Genomic DNA, 16890 nt, shown 5'->3' with positions numbered 1-16890 from the left:
TTTACCCCCTTGACTTTATTTTGAAAAGGGCTTATAATATCCCATAGCTTAAAAGAGTATGGGTTTCATATTTTTATATATGTGCCTATGAGAGCATGAAGTTTAGAAGAATAAAAGGAGAGTGAAAGAATATGTTCCAGCTTCAATGGATATGGCACAATCTGAAAGGCTACCGAAAATTCTATGTAACAGCCCTTGTGCTGTCTATCGTATGCAACGCCTTGTATCTTACCACACCTTATTTCAGCAAAGAGCTTGTGGATAAGTTTCTTTCAAGCAAGGACGCACTTTTTAATCTTGAGCATGAAAGAAAGCTGTTCTGGCTGCTGCTTGCAGGCATGGTGGGCTTTACCCTGCTTAGAACTATCTGTCAGTACACCTGCAACATGACCTATGAATTATCATCTCAGGGCATGATATACAGAATAAGGACACACCTTTTCAGACGTATCGAAAATCAGGATATGGAGTTTTATGACCGCAACCGCACAGGCGACCTTATGACAAGGCTCACAGGCGACCTTGATATGGTGCGTCATGCAGTGGCATTCGTTTTTAAAGGTATGCTTGAATCATGTTCGCTGTTTATAGCCTCATCAGTTTATTTCTTTATGGTAAGCTGGAAAATGGCACTTCTTCTGCTGGCTGTTACACCGTTCATATTCGGCGTGGTGGTGCTTCTTGATAAAAAGGCAAAGCCGGTCTACGTTGACCTCCGTGAGAAGCTGTCCCAAATGAATACCGACGCTCAGGAGAACATCTCAGGCAACAGAGTTGTAAAAGCCTTCGCCCGTGAGGACTATGAGATAGAAAAGTTCCAAAAAGCCAATAAAGAATATTCTGATGCCAACAAAAAAGCGTCACTGCTGTGGCTTAAATTCTTCCCTTATATGGAAGCTTTCGCAAACGCCTTGTCAGTTGTAATGCTCCTTGGCGGTGGATTTTTCCTTATAAAAGGGGAAATAACAATGGGCGAGTATGTTGCTATCTCAGGACTTATCTGGGGCATCGCGAACCCTGTCAGAAACCTTGGTATCTATGTGAACGATATGCAAAGGTTCATGGCTTCCGCAATGAAGGTCATCGAGATATACTATGCAAGACCTATCATCACCGACCGTGAAGACGCAGTTGACCAGACAGAAAGGCTTCACGGAGATGTCGAGTTCAAGGACGTTACCTTTAAGTTTGGCAAGCATATAGTCCTTGACAACGTGAACTTTAAGATAAAAGCAGGTCAGACAGTTGCCATAATGGGCGAAACAGGCTCAGGCAAGACCTCGCTTATAAATCTCATTCCAAGATTTTATGATACCAACTCAGGAGAAGTCCTTGTTGATGGTGTGAATGTAAGAAAGCGTAAGCTCTCACAGCTCCGCTCACAAATAGGTATGGCAACGCAGGACGTCCTGCTTTTCTCTGATACCATAGACGGCAATATCGCATACGGCGACTCTGATATGTCCGAAGAGGACGTTAAGCACTATGCAAAGCTTGCGGCGGCAAACGAGTTCGTTGAGAAAATGCCTGATGGCTATGAAACTATCGTGGGAGAGCGTGGCGTAGGTCTTTCAGGCGGACAAAAGCAAAGACTTTCCCTTGCAAGAGCCTTAGCCATAAAGCCTGCCATTCTTATCCTTGACGATACCACCTCCGCCGTGGATATGGAAACAGAAAAGTATATTCAGGACAGCCTTAGAAACCTCGATTTCCCATGCACAAAGATAATAATAGCCCAGCGTATCTCCTCCACAAAGGACGCCGACGTGATAATAATCCTCGATGACGGCAAGATAACCGAAATGGGTACTCATGATGAGCTTATCGCCAAAAAGGGATACTATTACGAGGTGTTCAAGCTGCAGAACGATGGCTTCGGAAAGGAGGCGGTCTAAATGGCAAGAAACCGTTATGACGTTGACGAAGTCCTTGAAACCCCATTTGACTTCGCCCACCTGAAACGCTCCTTTGTGTATATCAAAAAATATAAGGGCAAAATGATAACCGCCCTTGTGCTCAGCGTGTTCGCCGCAATATCAGGACTTCTCGGACCGCTCATCACACAGTACGCTCTTGATAATACCATACCTCAGAAAAATATGGGACAGCTCGTCCTGCTCACCCTCGCATTTGTCGGCACTATAGCCGTGTCCATAACATTCTCCACTATCCGTTCAAGGATAATGACAGTTGTTGGTCAGGATATAATCTTCGATATCCGTACCGATCTTTTCAAGCATTTGCAGGAGCTTCCATTTGAGTATTACGATAACCGCCCACACGGCAAAATTCTTATAAGAGTTGTAAACTATGTAAACTCCGTGTCGGATATGCTCTCAAACGGTATCATCAATGTTATACTCGAGTGCCTTAATATGCTTTTCATCATGATTTTCATGTTCTTTGTGAATGTGAAGCTGTCATTGGTGGTGCTTTCGGGTCTGCCGATATTTGCAGTCATAATGATGATGATAAAGAAAAGACAGCGTAAAGCATGGCAGGACGTTTCAAACAAATCCTCAAACCTTAACGCCTATTTGCAGGAAAACATCACAGGCGCAAGAGTGACCCAGATATTCACCCGTGAGGAAGAAAACGCCCAGATATTCGACAGACTTTCCGAGAAATATCGTAAAAGCTGGATAAACGCCGTGAAATATTCTAACCTTGTCTGGCCTGCTACCGACAACGTTTCTACTCTTGTGAGAGCCGCAATATTCGTGGTGGGTCTGCTGGTGCTGACACCTGCGGCAGTGAGCCTTGGAACTATCGTTGCCATGACAAGCTATGCTTCAAGCTTCTGGCAGCCTATCATGAACCTGTCAAACATCTTCAATAACTTCATCAACAATATCGCCTACCTTGAGCGTATCTTTGAAACCCTTGACGAGCCTGCCACTATCGCAGACAAGCCGAACGCTCAGGATATCGGTGATATCACAGGTGAGGTAAAATTTGATGACGTTACATTCAGCTATGAGCAAGGCAAAACAGTTTTGGAGCATATCTCCTTTGACGTTAAGCCGGGCGAAAGCGTTGCCCTCGTTGGACCAACAGGCGCAGGAAAATCTACAGTAGTTTCTCTCCTGTCAAGATTTTATGACCTGGACAGCGGTAAAATAACCATAGACGGCAAGGATATAAGTCAGGCGACCTTGCATTCACTCCGCTCACAAATGGGCATAATGCTTCAGGACAGCTTTATTTTCAGCGGCACTATTTACGATAATATCCGTTACGGCAGACTTGACGCAACGGAAGAAGAAATAAGAGAAGCCGCAAAGATAGTCTGCGCAGACGAGTTCATCAGCGAAATGAAAGACGGCTATATGACCGAAGTCAACGAGCGTGGCTCAAAGCTTTCAGGCGGACAGAAACAGCTTATCTCCTTTGCAAGAACGCTCCTCTCCGACCCGAAAATACTTGTCCTTGACGAAGCAACTTCATCAATAGACGCACGAACAGAAAAGCTCCTTCAGCAGGGACTTCAAAGACTTCTTGTTGGCAGAACTTCATTTATTATCGCACATAGACTTTCCACTATCAAAAACTGCGATAAGATAATGTATATCGACAACAAAGGCATTGCCGAGTGCGGCACTCATGACCAGCTTATCGCAAAGAAAGGCGAATATTACAAGCTTTATACCGCACAGCATATGGACGAATAAAATAGCATAAAAACACGGGCGAACACTGCCCCCTGCAAATGTGGCTATCCACATCTGTAGGGGCGAACAGCGTTCGCCCGTTTGTTATTTCACCATGTTATCACGTTGTTTATCTTTACTTTATCACTATCTTATCCAGCGTTTCCCCCACCTTGTCGTGGATAACAAGGTCGCAGGAGCCGTCCATGGAAGTCTTGTCCCGATTTATCAGCACAAGATTATCCCCTTGAAAATATCTCACCATTCCTGCCGCAGGATAAACTGTCAGGGAAGTGCCTGCAATAATAAGCGTGTCGCACTGAGATATCTCTCTCACCGCCTCCGTCACAGTTTTATCATCAAGCCCCTCTTCATAAAGCACAACATCAGGCTTGATTATTCCGCCGCAGGTGCATTTCGGAATGCCTGTGCTGTTTAAAATATCCTCCGCAGTGTAGAATTTTCCGCAGTCCATGCAGTAGTTGCGGTGTACGCTTCCGTGAAGCTCCAGCACCTTTTTGCTTCCTGCCGCCGTGTGAAGTCCGTCGATATTCTGCGTTATCACCGAAGAAAGTATGCCTGCCCTCTCCATTTCCGCCAGCTTGTAATGCGCCTTGTTAGGCTTTGCCGTCAGACAAAGCATTTTGTCACGGTAAAAATCATAAAACGCCTTTGTGTGCCGCATAAAAAACGTGTGGCTGAGTATCTGCTCAGGGGGATAATCATATTTCTGATTGTAAAGTCCGTCCACCGACCGAAAATCAGGTATGCCGCTCTCCGTTGATACCCCTGCTCCACCGAAAAATACTATCCTATGTGACTTGTCTATTATCTGCTGCAGCTCCATTTTTATCACTCCTATGAAAAATGCGGTCTATACCGAAGCACAGACCGCATTGATTATTCACGATATTAGTCGATCTTAACGATCCAGCCAAACTCGTCTGGTATCTTGCCCCACTGAATGCCTGTCATTGTATCATAAAGCATCTGTGAAACAGGGCCGATCTTGTTGTTGTTTATCTCCATTACCTTGTCGCCCCACTTAAGATGACCAACAGGTGAGATAACAGCAGCAGTACCTGTGCCGAATACCTCGTCAAGCTTGCCGTTGTCGTAAGCCTCAGCGATCTCCTCGATAGAGATCTTTCTCTCGCTTACCTTGTAGCCCTTGCTCTTGCATATCTCGATAGCAGACTTTCTTGTGATGCCAGGGAGAACAGAGCCAAGAAGCTGTGGTGTAACAACTTCGCCGTCAATAACGAAGAAGATGTTCATTGAGCCAACTTCCTCAACATACTTTCTCTCAACACCATCAAGCCAAAGTACCTGCTCGTAATCCTGCTCGTGAGCTTCTTCCTGACCTGCAAGTGAGATAGCGTAGTTAGCGGCTGTCTTAGCAAAGCCTGTACCGCCTCTTACGGCTCTTACATACTTGTTCTCAACATAGATCTTAACAGGGTTAAGACCGGTTGAATAGTAAGCGCCTGAAGGTGAAAGAATAATGATGAACAGATAGTGGTCAGCAGGCTTAACACCTACATATGGGTCAACAGCGATGATAAATGGTCTGATGTAAAGGGAAGCACCCTCAGTGTGAGGTACCCAGTCCTGCTCCATTTTAACAAGAGTTTTCAGAGCGTAGAGCATATCCTCTTCGTTTATTTTAGGAATTACCATTCTCTCAGCAGAGTTGTTCATTCTCTTGAAGTTCTCCTGCGGTCTGAAAAGCTGAACAGAGCCGTCAGCAGTACGATAAGCCTTAAGGCCTTCAAATATCTCCTGACCGTAGTGCAGGCACATAGCAGCAGGGGAGAGTGAAAGGTCGCCGTAAGGCACGATCCTAGCGTCATGCCAACCCTGACCTGCGTCATAATTCATAACAAACATATGGTCAGTAAAAATGTGACCGAAACCAAGCTTTGTCTCGTCAGCCGGTTTTTCCTTTGGAGTAGTGGTACGTTCGATCTTGATATCTAACATACAGATCCTTCTTTCTTAAATTAATGATCGGCTCGGCAAGCGAACCTTTACCACATATATTATAATACTTATTGTGATCTTTTTCAAGAGGTTTTGCAAAAAAAATTCCTTGTCGCAGGAAAAATATGCAGGATAACATTTTGAAAACTGCATTTTTATACAACTGTATGAAAACTGTTGAGAAATCGTCATAAAATTGTCTTTATATTGTAGGAAATACTCCTTGAAAAAAAGGTGATAGTGTTGTATAATAGGGTAAAATAAATGTGAAACGATTATATTATAATAAGGTTATATAAGGAAAGGTAATGTTATGAACGATAGAGAAAGAAAGGATAATGAGCTTGGTATAGATCTTGATATGAAAGGTCTTACCCTCGACAGCGATGAAGCCGCAAAACCGCAGGCGCAGAACCGCCCTGTGAGCCATGAGGATATGGCAAGAATGATCGCTAAAAATATGGCAATGCAGGACGGCGGCTTTGACGAGCCTATCACTCCCGTAAGAGGAGTTTCAGACTTTGGCGAGGAAACTATCAAGCCTAAAAAGCCCAAAACAACTGAAACACGCAGTAAAAATGCAAAGCCTTCATCAAAGCAGACTTCAAAGAGCGGCTCAAAGAATGGAAAAAAGAAGAAAAAGAAGTCCTCGTCAGGAAAGACTGTCGCAATAGCAATATGCTCAGTTGTTGGTGTTATGATAGTCGCCGCAGGTGGCTTCTATCTGTGGGGCATGAATTCGTATAAGGATAGATTTCTTGGAAATACATATATAAACGGCATCGAGGTCAGCGGAAAGACCAAGGCGGAAGCCTATAAGCTCGTAAGCGAGCAGGCTGTTATCCCCGAAGCCATCACCGTTACAAAGAAAGACGGCACAACATTTTCCATAAAGCTGTCTGAAATAGGCTATAACGATAATACTCAAAACCTTATCACACAGTATTATACTCAGCAAAACCACTATTCATGGTTCTCTTCGGCCATGAAGCGTACGGATTTCACCTTTGAATCTAAGTTCAAGTACGATAAGGCTAAGCTTGAAAAGGTGCTGAAAAGAAAGGTGCTTGACTCTCAAAGCACAAAAGATCCTGAGGACGCCTATATCAAAAAAGGCGACGACAACAGCTATGTTGTGGTAAAAGAAACCACGGGCGACGCTGTGGAGGAGAATAAGATAGACGAGCTTTATTCCTATGTGGAAAATCAGCTTGACGACGGTAGCTTTGACGTTGATATCTCAAAGGCAGATTGCTATAAAAAGCCTGCCATAACAGCGGATATGCTTGAAGAGACCTGCCAGAAGCTCAATAACCTTAACGATATCGAAATAACATTCGATTTTATCTACACCACCGAAACTCTCACGGGTGATACTATCATGGATTGGATAACCTTTGACGAGGATAATGCCGAAGCCGGCTATACAGTTGATGAAGATAAGGCAATGGCATATGTTGAAGACCTTGCAGATAAGTATGATACCTATGGCAAGGACAGAGAGTTCAAGACCACAAAGCGTGGAACTATAACTATCTCCGAGGGCCAGGGCTGTTACGGCTGGTGGATAGACCAGCAAAAGACCTGCGACCTTATCGTGGACCTTGTTGAAAAGGGAGAGTCTGCCGAAACTGAGCCTGTCTACTATGTAAACCCTGACTCAGCCTATGAGTACACCTGCAATAAGGATTGGCGTACAGCCGATAAGGATTACGGCAACACTTATATCGAGGTAGACCTTACCGCACAGCATTTGTGGTATTATAAAGACGGCAAGCTCACAATGGAGTCTGATATAGTTTCGGGCTATCCAAGCAAGTCAAGAAATACCCCTGGCGGTGTTTATAAGCTTTGGTATAAGGAAAAGGGCAAGACCCTCAGAGGATCAGCAGACGGACAGTCTTACGCTTCCTATGTTGACTATTGGAATAACGTTTCCACTATCGGCATAGGACTTCACGACGCATCATGGCAGAACGGCAACTTTGGCGGTGAGCGTTATAAGTCAAGCACATGGGGCTCACACGGCTGTATAAATATGCCTTTAGATAAAGCAAAATACGTTTATGAAAAAATAGATATGGGTACTCCTGTATTTATGTATTGGTAAGAGATAATAGCAAGGCAATACGGACAACTCGTATTGCCTTTGCTTTTAGTTTCAGTTAGGAGAATTTATGTACATTACAGATGAAGACAACCCACGCCTGCCATTTCTGCGTGATAAAACTTCAAAGCTCACCACCTCACCGGGCTGTTATATAATGAAAGACAAAATGAAAAAGATAATATATATTGGCAAGGCGAAAAATCTCCGCAACCGTGTGACAACTTATTTCAGAAAGTGTCAGGATCATCTGCCAAAGGTGTGGAAAATGGTGTCCCACGTCTATGACTATGACTTTATCGTCACCGACTCTGAGTTTGAAGCCCTGGTGCTGGAGTGTTCTCTTATAAAGCAGTATACCCCGAAGTATAATATCCTGCTGAAAGACGATAAGGGCTATAGCTATATCAGGGTCACAAATGAGGACTATCCACGCCTGCAAGCCGTATTGCAAAAATACGATGACGGAGCAGAGTATATAGGACCTTATACAAGCTCGTTCGCAGTAAAACAAGCCGTTATCGAAGCCAATAAAGTCTTTATGCTCCCTACCTGCACCCGAAAATTTCCGCAGGATTTCAGAAAACAGCGTCCCTGCCTTAATATGCACATAAAGCAGTGTATGGGCGTTTGCACAGGAAAATTCTCCAAAGATGAGTATAATTCTATCGTCCGTCAGGCGGTGGACTATATCCGAAACGGCTCGTCAGATTCAGTTGAAAGACTCACCGATGAAATGAACAAAGCCGCTGAGGAGCTTGACTTTGAGCTTGCCGCAAAGCTTCGTGACCGTATCCAAGCCATACAGAAAGCCGCTGAAAGTCAGAAGATAATTAATGACGATATTCGTGACACTGATATAATCGCCATTGCTCAAAATGGCGAAATGGCGTGTGCCAGCGTTATAATGTATCGTGGGGGCAGACTTTTTGATAAGGCTTCCTATTTTCTTGGAGAAAAAGACGACAGCATAAAAATGCGTGAAGATTTTCTCATGCAGTATTATTCCTCCAAAGACAGTATACCGAAAGATATCCTCCTTGACGAGGATATCACAAACGGCGAGATAATAGAGAAATTTCTCCGCCAGAAGTATGACCATGCCGTGAATATCTCCACTCCGAAAAGAGGACAGTTTCTCCGCCTTACCACCCTTGCCAAAAGCAACGCCACCGAGTATCTCTCCATAAAAGTCGGCAGAACGAGCCGTGAGATAACCGCCCTTGAGGAGCTTGCCAAAGCATTGGGACTTCCCAAGACCCCGAAATATATCGAGTGCTACGATATATCAAACCTCGCCTCTACAAATATGGTCGCAGGCATGGTGGTCTTTGAAAACGGCAGACCATGCAAGAAGTATTATAAAAAGTTTTCTATCAAAACAGTTGCAGAGCAAAATGACTATGCCTGTATGCAGGAGGTCATAGAACGTCGCTTTAGAAACTACTTTGAGAAAACAGACGAGGGCTTTTCCATTATGCCCGATCTTATCTTGCTCGATGGTGGAAACGGCCACGTCAATGCCGTTGAGCCTGTCTTAGAGCGAATGGGCGTCACCTGCCCATTGTTCGGACTTGTGAAAGACTCCAAGCACCGCACAAGAGCAGTCGCCACAGGCGGCGGAGAAATAAGCCTTGCAAAGTGCAGAGCGGCGTTCAATCTTGTTACCGCCATTCAGGACGAAGTCCATAGAGTAGCCATAACCTATCAGGCACAAAAGCATAAAAAGAATGCCCACCGACTTGAAATAACCAAGGTCAAAGGCATAGGCGATAAAAAAGCCGCAAAACTCATCACCGAGTATAAGACCAAAGAGGCTCTCAAAAAAGCCACAGTAGAGGAGCTTGCAAAGACCGCAGGTGTGAATATAGACACCGCAAGAGAGCTTAAAGAAATAATAGACGAAATGTAGGGATAACATTGATAGAAAATACCAAAGACATAGACGAACTTGAATTTATAAACAGCTTTTCCCATTCAGGCAAGCCCGTTAAAGACCTATCCAGAATAAAAGCCTTGCTTTCCGACCTTGGCGACCCGCAGGACAGCCTTAAATTCGTTCATATCGCAGGCACGAACGGCAAAGGTTCAATGGCGCAGATGTTCAGCGAGGTCTTTCAGTGCGCAGGGCTGAAAACAGGTCTTTTCACCTCGCCTTATATAATAAGCTATACCGACAGGATAAAAATAAACGGCGTCGATATACCAAAGCCTGCCCTTGCGAAAATGGCAAAGCGTGTGAAAGCCGTCACCGATATGCACTGCGACCGTGAGAATTTCTCTCAGTTTGAAATAACCACCGCCATAGCTTTCCTCTATTTTGCCGAGGAAAACTGCGATATAGTCGTCCTTGAAACAGGTCTTGGGGGACTTTTGGACAGCACCAACGTTATAAAAACCCCTGTTCTCACAGTCATAGGCTCAGTGGACTTTGACCACACCGCCATTTTAGGTGACACCTTGGAGAAGATAGCCTATCAGAAAGCAGGCATTATAAAGCCCCACTGCCCATGCGTTTTGAGCGCAGGCAACGATATGAAAGTTATCCGCACCGTCAGAGAGCAGGCGGTGAAAAATCTTTCTCAGCTGGTTATCCCCGACATCAGCCAGCTCAAACTTATAAGCTGTGACGTTTTCGGCTCAAAGTTTGAGTTCAAAGGACAGCCCTATGAAGTCACCATGGGCGGCGCACATCAGGTGCTGAACGCCATGAGCGTCATAAGCGGCATACGCCTTGTCAACGATACCCTGAAAATTCCGCAGGATAAAATTGCCGAGGGCATCAAAAAAGCCCAGCTCCAAGGCAGAGTGCAGATACTCAGCCGTGAGCCGCTTTTGATACTGGACGGAGCGCACAATCCCGACGGCTTGTCAGCCTTGGCAGGCGTATTGGAGCATTGTGAAAAACACCCATGTTACGCCGTTATGGGAATGTGCAGGGATAAAAACATCACCGAGGCTGTAAAGAAACTCATACCGTATGTAGACAAATTCTACACAGTTGACGGTTTCAGCGACAGAGCCGAAACTGCCTCTGACCTTGCCGACATTATAACAAACGCAGGCGGCAGGGCAGAGCAAAGTCCAAAGCCTGCCCTTGAAATGGCACGTCAGCTAATAAACGAGAATCCTCACGGAGTGAATCTTATATGCGGTTCGCTTTTCCTATGTGCCCAGGTGCTTAATGAAATGAAAGATATATAACAGAAAGGGCGACCCACCCAAGGTCGCCCGATTTTTTTACCTTTATTCCCTAATAGCCGCTTGAACCGCTTTCTTCCAACCACCTATCAGATCACTGCGTTTACCCTCACTCATAGACGGAATAAACTCTCTAAACTTATCCGAAACTCCCACAAGCTCTTCCATACTGCCCCAAAGCCCACAGCCAAGCCCAGCAAGATATGCCGCACCTGTTGCGGTGGATTCCACGTTATAAGGCCTTATGACCGAATGACCCAATATATCAGCCTGAAATTCCATAAGAAAATCGTTGCTTGCCGCACCACCGTCAGCCTTTATGCTTCCGATAGCCCCAGCGTCCTCCTCCATCGCCCTGAGAACGTCATAGGTCTGATAGCACATAGCTTCCAATGTTGCCCTGACTATGTGGCATCTGTTTGTTCCTCTTGTAAGCCCTGTTATCATGCCCCTTGCCTCAGGCTTCCAGTATGGTGCGCCAAGTCCCACGAATGCAGGCACAAAGTATACACCGCCCGTGTCCTCAACGCTTCTTGCAAGCTCCTCAGTTTCTGACGCTGTGCGTATTATGCAAAGCTCGTCACGAAGCCATTTTACCGCCGCACCCGATACGAATACCGACCCCTCCAGAGCATAATTCACCTTTCCTCCTATGCCCCAGGCAATAGTCGTGAGCAATCCATGACGGCTTTCCACAGGCTTTTCACCTGTGTTCATAAGCAGAAAACCGCCCGTGCCATAGGTGTTTTTCACATCGCCCTCACGGAAACAGCATTGCCCAAAAAGTGCCGCCTGCTGATCTCCTGCACAGCCTGCGATCTTTATCCTGCTTCCGAAAATGTTCTCCTCAGTTTCGCCCAAGTCACCCGAACATTCTTTGACCTCAGGGAGCATACAGCTGGGTATGCCCAAAAGTCCCAGTATCTCTCTGTCCCATTCAAGGGTGTGAATGTTGAAAAGCATAGTCCTGGAAGCATTGGAGTAGTCCGTAACGTGTACCCTTCCCCCTGTCAGATTCCATATGAGCCAGCAATCCACAGTGCCGAAAAGTATCTCTCCCTTTTCCGCACGCTCCCTCACACCCTCAACATTTTCAAGTATCCACTTTATCTTTGTGGCAGAGAAATAAGGGTCGATAAGAAGTCCCGTCTTGTCCTTGAAAAACTTTTGCAAGCCCTGACTTTCCATTCGTGCGCAGTCCTCAGAAGTCCTTCTGCATTGCCAAACGATAGCGTTGTAAACAGGCTTGCCGGTGTTCTTGTCCCAAAGTATCGTCGTTTCACGCTGGTTGGCGATGCCGATAGCCGCCACGTCCTCCGCTGTTATCCCGGCCTTTGCAATGACCTCACGAGCAGAACTGAGCTGACTTTCCAGTATGTCCATAGGGTCATGCTCCACCCAGCCGTTGCCGGGGAATATCTGCGGATATTCTTTCTGTACGCTTGCAACCTTTTCACCCTTTGCGTTAAAAAGCACCGCTCTGGAGGAAGTCGTTCCCTGATCTAAAGAGAGTATGTATTCTTTCATAAAATTTCTCCTTATTGCAAAAAAGGGGCGGAATTCCCACCCCTTATAAATCTGTTATCTAAATTTCTAACACTGTTTATTTTCCTACAAAATTTCGCATCACATTATAATGTAGGGGACGGCGCCCTCGACGTCCCGCTTCCTCGCCCGATTAATTGCCGAATAAACTTGTGTTACTCGCAAAATGCTGACGTTTTCACAAACCCTGTAGGGGAACGGTGCAATTTCTGCTTTGCAGAAATGCGACGTCCCGTTTGCCCGATGTTTTGTTTACTTATTCTTTTTCGTTACACCACGTTGCGGATATTCTGCCACACTTTATATCGTCATCAAATAAGACCCGTGTAAAGCAGTATAAGATAAATGATCAACAAAAGCGACAGAACTCCAAGAAGCTTCCAAATACCCTTTATGGCGGACTTTTCCTGCTTTTTAGCTTTAACAAATTCCTCGATAGCGTCCGGAGTGTATTCTTTGTGCATCTGGCTTCCTACTGTTGGATTGAGCATATCATTGATGTTGATGTTGCGGTATTTTTCCTCACGAAGCTTCTTAGGATCGGTTTCCTTGGTGCTGATGTTATCATATGAAGAATTGAGCAGGCTCTTGTCCATTTTCTTCATGTTGATAGCGTCCATAGAAAGCTCTGCTTCCTCAGGTCTGCCAAGGCTGTCACCATTGTCGTAAATATGCTTTGTGTCAACGCTCTTCATAAGCTGATTGTTTGAGCGGTTCGCCCTCAGCATCTTGATAAGAGTGTCAGTGTAGAGGTTTTCCTCTTCCTCAGCCTCGTCAGTAAGGATTATGTCCGAGGTGTCGTTTATCGCCTCGTCAACTGTATCAATAAGGGAAGTAAGTCCCTTGTTCGCCTTCTTGTATGGCTTTTTAGCCGCAGGCTTCGGAGCTTCCGCCGCAGGCTGTGGAGCAGGCTGGCTGTACACAGGTGCTGAAACTGTCTGCTGAGCAGGCTGTGCTGTCTGAACAGGCGTTGGCGCAGGCGCAGGCTGTGAAACTGGCGGAACATGAGCAGAAACAGGCTGGCTTGCAGGTGCAGAGCCTGAAATGCCCTCGTGTCCCGGAATAAAGATCTTTCTCTTTCTTATAGGTGCGTTTATCTCGCCGGGAATACCTCTCTGAGCCATCGGCTTTGTGTTGAATACAGGAGCAGACTGGATGTCCTCTGCAGGCGTCGGTGCAGGTGCAGGAGCTGGCTGTGGCTCTGGTATAGGCTGTGGCTCTGGTGCAGGCTGTACTGCTACAGGCTCAGGCTGAACGGGAGCTGGAGGCGGAACTACCTTAAGCTCAGGATTTTCCTCAGGCTCGTCAGGTATAGGCTCGCTGTCAGGACCGTCCTCGCCAACGATAGCGTCAGCAGAAATGGAGCTTGCAGCCGCAGAGAAATCGTTGCTTTCGATAGCAGAGTCCTCGTCGCCATCAAAGCTTACCATTTTGCCTGTTGTAACATCATAGTATTCCTCGCCGTCCTTGACAGCGATCTTGAGCTTCGGCGCAGGCTCGCCCCTCTTAGGCAGGTTAGCCTGTGGAATGTCAATGTCAGGGAATACTTCGTCAACGTCCACCTTTGCGATCTTAAGTATCTCCATTGCGGATCTGCACTTCATAGAGCCTCTTACCATTTCCTTGATAGGAAGCAGAATTATATCGCAGAATGTGGCATAGAAAGACCTCAGCGCAGACATTGAGCCGTCAAGCATATCCTGCGGAAAACGATGGTCAAAATACTTATCCCATTGCTCAGGGCTTGACATTATCATCTTGTCTATGTACTGACAAAGTGGTATCCAAAGCTCAGGCTCTTCAAAATCTCTGTCATTGGTGATGAGCCACATATAACATCTGAGGAAACAGTCATAGCATGAGATATCTCTGAGGTTGAGCATAACGTCATCAATGTTCAGGGAAGCCGAAAATATAGGATCAGAGAATGCGAAGCATCTGTATCCGTTGCTGGCGATCTTTGCATAAGCCGTTTTCAGATCCTTTTCAGAACGGGAGAAAGGCGGCAGAAAATCAAAATCATAAGGCGTTTCATAATCAGCCGTGTCACCTTTAGCCGCCATATCAAGCAGCTTTTTGTATGTGAGCGTGACATCAGCAGTAGGAGTGTCAACGGCTATGCCGAGCACTCTGAAAGGATTGCAGGCAAAAAGTTCCATTGCCGTTATCCCAAGTGACGGTCTTGTCATAAATAGATCCTCCTCCATGAATTTACTTCATATATACTTAAGCTTTTACCCTTCTTATTCGTGTTATCTTCTTCACGATCGGGTATTTTTGTGTATCTTTATGCCAAAAATAGTTTTCTTAAACTAATTTGTTTTTTGTTTTTAATTAACAAAATAAATAACTTAACAAATATAGTATAGCAAATATTAGTATAGATTACATTAACTAAGCGTGAATTTTATATTTATATTATATTAATACGAAACAAAATGCACAAAAAGAGTTTAAAAAATCGTACAAAAAGTAACTGTCAAAAGGTTTGCAATTTTGGTGAAAATATTGTATAATAAATAAGTATAAGATGTCAGGCATAAAAAGCCGATATCAGATCATCATGCCAATAAAAAGGGGGAGATCTTATGGGTCTGTTCAGCAGAAAAAGCTCCGAGCCCAAAACATCGACACAGCCTAAAAAGCAGCAGATAAATGCTGATGATATATGGAACACGCCTGTGAAGAGAGCAGGCGGAGATACGGCTTTTGTGAAGGAGTCCAGCAGCGATAAGGTACACGCTGAGAAGATAACCGATACCATAGAGCCGGAAACTATCCGCAGCAAGATGGAGCAGCTTGAAAAAGAGCTGGCTGAAAAGAAAAACGATCCCGTAAAGACCTATGCCGACTACGACGTGAACCCGGTAGGACAGGCTGAGATAACTGATGCCCAGAGCGAGTATGAAAAGCTTTATGAGGAGGAACACGCAAGATTTGTAGCTTCTCATAAGGAGGATATAAGCGTGGCGTCCGTTGAGGGTATCGACTCAAAGCTTGAGGAGATATATAGGATACATGACGAGAAAGTGGCTCAGGAGAAGCGTGATACAGGCAATATCGAAGCCATAAGTGCAGAAACTACAGCCGCAAAGGTGGCTGAGCTTCCTTATGCAAAAAAGCCTGAGGACTATGCAGAGTATAAGGATATAAAGGGAATATCCGTCGATGAGGCTCTTGTGGAGGGTCTTGGCTCTGTTGACCACAGCGAGGACGACGACGCTATCGGCTCAGTATCGGAAGAGTTTTTGGCGCAGAAGGTGAAAGAATTTAACGAAAAATATGGCAGATGATCGGGGTAAAGGCAGTCATTAGGGGTATTGCCAGAATAAATTGAATTGGAGAGATAAAATTGAAGATCAATACCGATAACCCTATCATAAAGTTTTCAGGCAAAGGCAAGCCGTTTCAGTATGATAAGTTGCTTTATGCTACATTAAATGAGTATATACTTGATTATAAGAATGCAAGACTTGATAAGCTTACCGATCAGGACGCTTCTATATGCCTTGCGAGAATAATAAGAAAAATGGAAGTCAATGACGTTCCTGTCCAGCAGTTTTTCCATGAAGAGCTTGAAAAGTGGAGCGAGCATACCAACTATGAAAAGATACTCAGACTTTGCGAGCTTATGGCAAAGGATATCTTCGGCTGTTTTGATAAGAACAGAGATGACGGCAACGGCGGCTTCTATAAAACAGACAGGCTCTATTGCGTAAATAATGACGGTGAAAGAGATTATATCGTTTGTGACGAGGTTGAGAAAAAGGGACTTTTCAAGAAAGTTCCAACTCCTGTCACATTGTATTTCAATGATCTTATGGAGAAAAATAAACGTGGCGAGCTGCCAAAATCCAAGTAAATTTTGTATTAACAGATAATAAGGAGAGTATTAACATGGTAAATATAGAAATGGCAAACGGAAAGAATATCAAGATCGAGCTTTATCCTGACGTTGCACCTATCACAGTTGCAAATTTTGAGAAGCTTGTTAAAGAGGGCTTTTATGACGGACTTATTTTTCATAGAGTTATTTCGGGCTTTATGATACAGGGCGGCGACCCGACGGGAACAGGCATGGGCGGTGCAAAAGAGAAGATAAAGGGCGAGTTCCTTGCCAATGGTGTTCGTAACGACCTCAAGCATACAAGAGGCGTTATCTCAATGGCACGTTCAGCAATGCCAAATTCAGCAAGCTCACAGTTCTTTATCATGCACCAGGACGCTCCTCTTCTTGACGGACAGTATGCAGCATTCGGCAAGGTAGTCGAGGGCATGGACGTTGTTGACGAGATCGCAGCAGTTGATGTAAATTTCAACGATAAGCCACTTGTAGATCAGGTCATGAAGAAAGTAACTCTTATTGAGGACTAATAAAAAGGAAAATCATGGGCTGCGGTCTTT

The 16890-nt window shown here is 45.0% G+C and carries 12 protein-coding genes; 8 read left to right on the top strand and 4 right to left on the bottom strand.

Annotation, left to right across the window (positions count from 1 at the left end; translation table 11 throughout):
• Positions 1-131: 131 nt before the first annotated feature.
• Complete coding sequence (locus AB5123_RS05305; protein WP_195221009.1) at positions 132-1895, top strand: ABC transporter ATP-binding protein; 1764 nt, start codon at positions 132-134, stop codon at positions 1893-1895.
• Positions 1896-3671 carry an ABC transporter ATP-binding protein gene (locus AB5123_RS05300; protein WP_038672069.1) on the top strand — a complete coding sequence of 592 codons (1776 nt, stop codon included), beginning with the start codon at positions 1896-1898 and terminating at the stop codon, positions 3669-3671.
• A 115-nt stretch (positions 3672-3786) separates the two neighbouring features.
• Here the strand turns inward: AB5123_RS05300 and AB5123_RS05295 are convergent, their stop codons facing one another.
• Positions 3787-4497: an NAD-dependent protein deacylase gene (locus AB5123_RS05295; RefSeq protein WP_038672067.1), complete on the bottom strand. Its 711-nt coding sequence runs from the start codon at positions 4495-4497 to the stop codon at positions 3787-3789.
• 65 nt (positions 4498-4562) lie between these two features.
• The gene (locus tag AB5123_RS05290) at positions 4563-5633 is read right to left on the bottom strand and encodes a branched-chain amino acid aminotransferase (RefSeq protein ID WP_118157616.1); all 1071 of its coding nucleotides are present in this window, start codon (positions 5631-5633) and stop codon (positions 4563-4565) included.
• A 313-nt stretch (positions 5634-5946) separates the two neighbouring features.
• Between AB5123_RS05290 and AB5123_RS05285 the strand changes: the two genes are divergently transcribed.
• The 3 genes from AB5123_RS05285 (at position 5947) to AB5123_RS05275 (ending at position 10944) form a co-directional block, all read left to right on the top strand.
• Positions 5947-7743 (top strand): L,D-transpeptidase family protein, encoded by a 1797-nt coding sequence (locus AB5123_RS05285; protein ID WP_242998271.1) that lies wholly within the window; start codon positions 5947-5949, stop codon positions 7741-7743.
• A gap of 67 nt (positions 7744-7810) precedes the next feature.
• Positions 7811-9652, top strand: a complete 1842-nt coding sequence (gene uvrC / locus AB5123_RS05280) for an excinuclease ABC subunit UvrC (protein WP_368364586.1) — start codon at positions 7811-7813, stop codon at positions 9650-9652.
• An 8-nt stretch (positions 9653-9660) separates the two neighbouring features.
• Positions 9661-10944 carry a folylpolyglutamate synthase/dihydrofolate synthase family protein gene (locus AB5123_RS05275; protein WP_368364585.1) on the top strand — a complete coding sequence of 428 codons (1284 nt, stop codon included), beginning with the start codon at positions 9661-9663 and terminating at the stop codon, positions 10942-10944.
• Positions 10945-10986: 42 nt separating this feature from the next.
• Here AB5123_RS05275 and glpK read toward each other — a convergent pair whose 3' ends face one another.
• Positions 10987-12468 (bottom strand): glycerol kinase GlpK, encoded by a 1482-nt coding sequence (gene glpK, locus AB5123_RS05270; protein WP_267300961.1) that lies wholly within the window; start codon positions 12466-12468, stop codon positions 10987-10989.
• Positions 12469-12797: 329 nt separating this feature from the next.
• Positions 12798-14675: a hypothetical protein gene (locus tag AB5123_RS05265; protein ID WP_368364584.1), complete on the bottom strand. Its 1878-nt coding sequence runs from the start codon at positions 14673-14675 to the stop codon at positions 12798-12800.
• A 399-nt stretch (positions 14676-15074) separates the two neighbouring features.
• On the opposite strand from AB5123_RS05265, the gene AB5123_RS05260 reads away from it, so the two are divergent.
• Genes AB5123_RS05260 through AB5123_RS05250 form a run of 3 tightly spaced genes read left to right on the top strand, consistent with a single transcriptional unit; the run spans position 15075 to position 16860 of the window.
• The gene (locus AB5123_RS05260) at positions 15075-15779 is read left to right on the top strand and encodes a hypothetical protein (protein WP_022287921.1); all 705 of its coding nucleotides are present in this window, start codon (positions 15075-15077) and stop codon (positions 15777-15779) included.
• A gap of 59 nt (positions 15780-15838) precedes the next feature.
• Positions 15839-16348, top strand: coding sequence for a hypothetical protein (locus tag AB5123_RS05255; RefSeq protein WP_022287922.1), 510 nt, complete (start codon positions 15839-15841; stop codon positions 16346-16348).
• A gap of 35 nt (positions 16349-16383) precedes the next feature.
• Positions 16384-16860 (top strand): peptidylprolyl isomerase, encoded by a 477-nt coding sequence (locus tag AB5123_RS05250; RefSeq protein WP_337812102.1) that lies wholly within the window; start codon positions 16384-16386, stop codon positions 16858-16860.
• Positions 16861-16890: the final 30 nt, after the last annotated feature.

The organism is Ruminococcus sp. RTP21204st1_B2_RTP21204_210225 (assembly GCF_040914135.1).
GTDB lineage: Bacteria > Bacillota > Clostridia > Oscillospirales > Ruminococcaceae > Hominimerdicola > Hominimerdicola aceti.
This window is presented reverse-complemented; position numbering and strand designations above follow the sequence as displayed.

Coding starts and splice junctions, on each gene's coding strand:
- uvrC (WP_368364586.1), top strand. CDS start 7,811: ATGTACATTACAGATGAAGACAACCCACGCCTGCCATTTCTGCGTGAT.
- AB5123_RS05265 (WP_368364584.1), bottom strand. CDS start 14,675: ATGACAAGACCGTCACTTGGGATAACGGCAATGGAACTTTTTGCCTGC.
- AB5123_RS05295 (WP_038672067.1), bottom strand. CDS start 4,497: ATGGAGCTGCAGCAGATAATAGACAAGTCACATAGGATAGTATTTTTC.
- glpK (WP_267300961.1), bottom strand. CDS start 12,468: ATGAAAGAATACATACTCTCTTTAGATCAGGGAACGACTTCCTCCAGA.
- AB5123_RS05305 (WP_195221009.1), top strand. CDS start 132: ATGTTCCAGCTTCAATGGATATGGCACAATCTGAAAGGCTACCGAAAA.
- AB5123_RS05290 (WP_118157616.1), bottom strand. CDS start 5,633: ATGTTAGATATCAAGATCGAACGTACCACTACTCCAAAGGAAAAACCG.
- AB5123_RS05300 (WP_038672069.1), top strand. CDS start 1,896: ATGGCAAGAAACCGTTATGACGTTGACGAAGTCCTTGAAACCCCATTT.
- AB5123_RS05285 (WP_242998271.1), top strand. CDS start 5,947: ATGAACGATAGAGAAAGAAAGGATAATGAGCTTGGTATAGATCTTGAT.
- AB5123_RS05260 (WP_022287921.1), top strand. CDS start 15,075: ATGGGTCTGTTCAGCAGAAAAAGCTCCGAGCCCAAAACATCGACACAG.
- AB5123_RS05250 (WP_337812102.1), top strand. CDS start 16,384: ATGGTAAATATAGAAATGGCAAACGGAAAGAATATCAAGATCGAGCTT.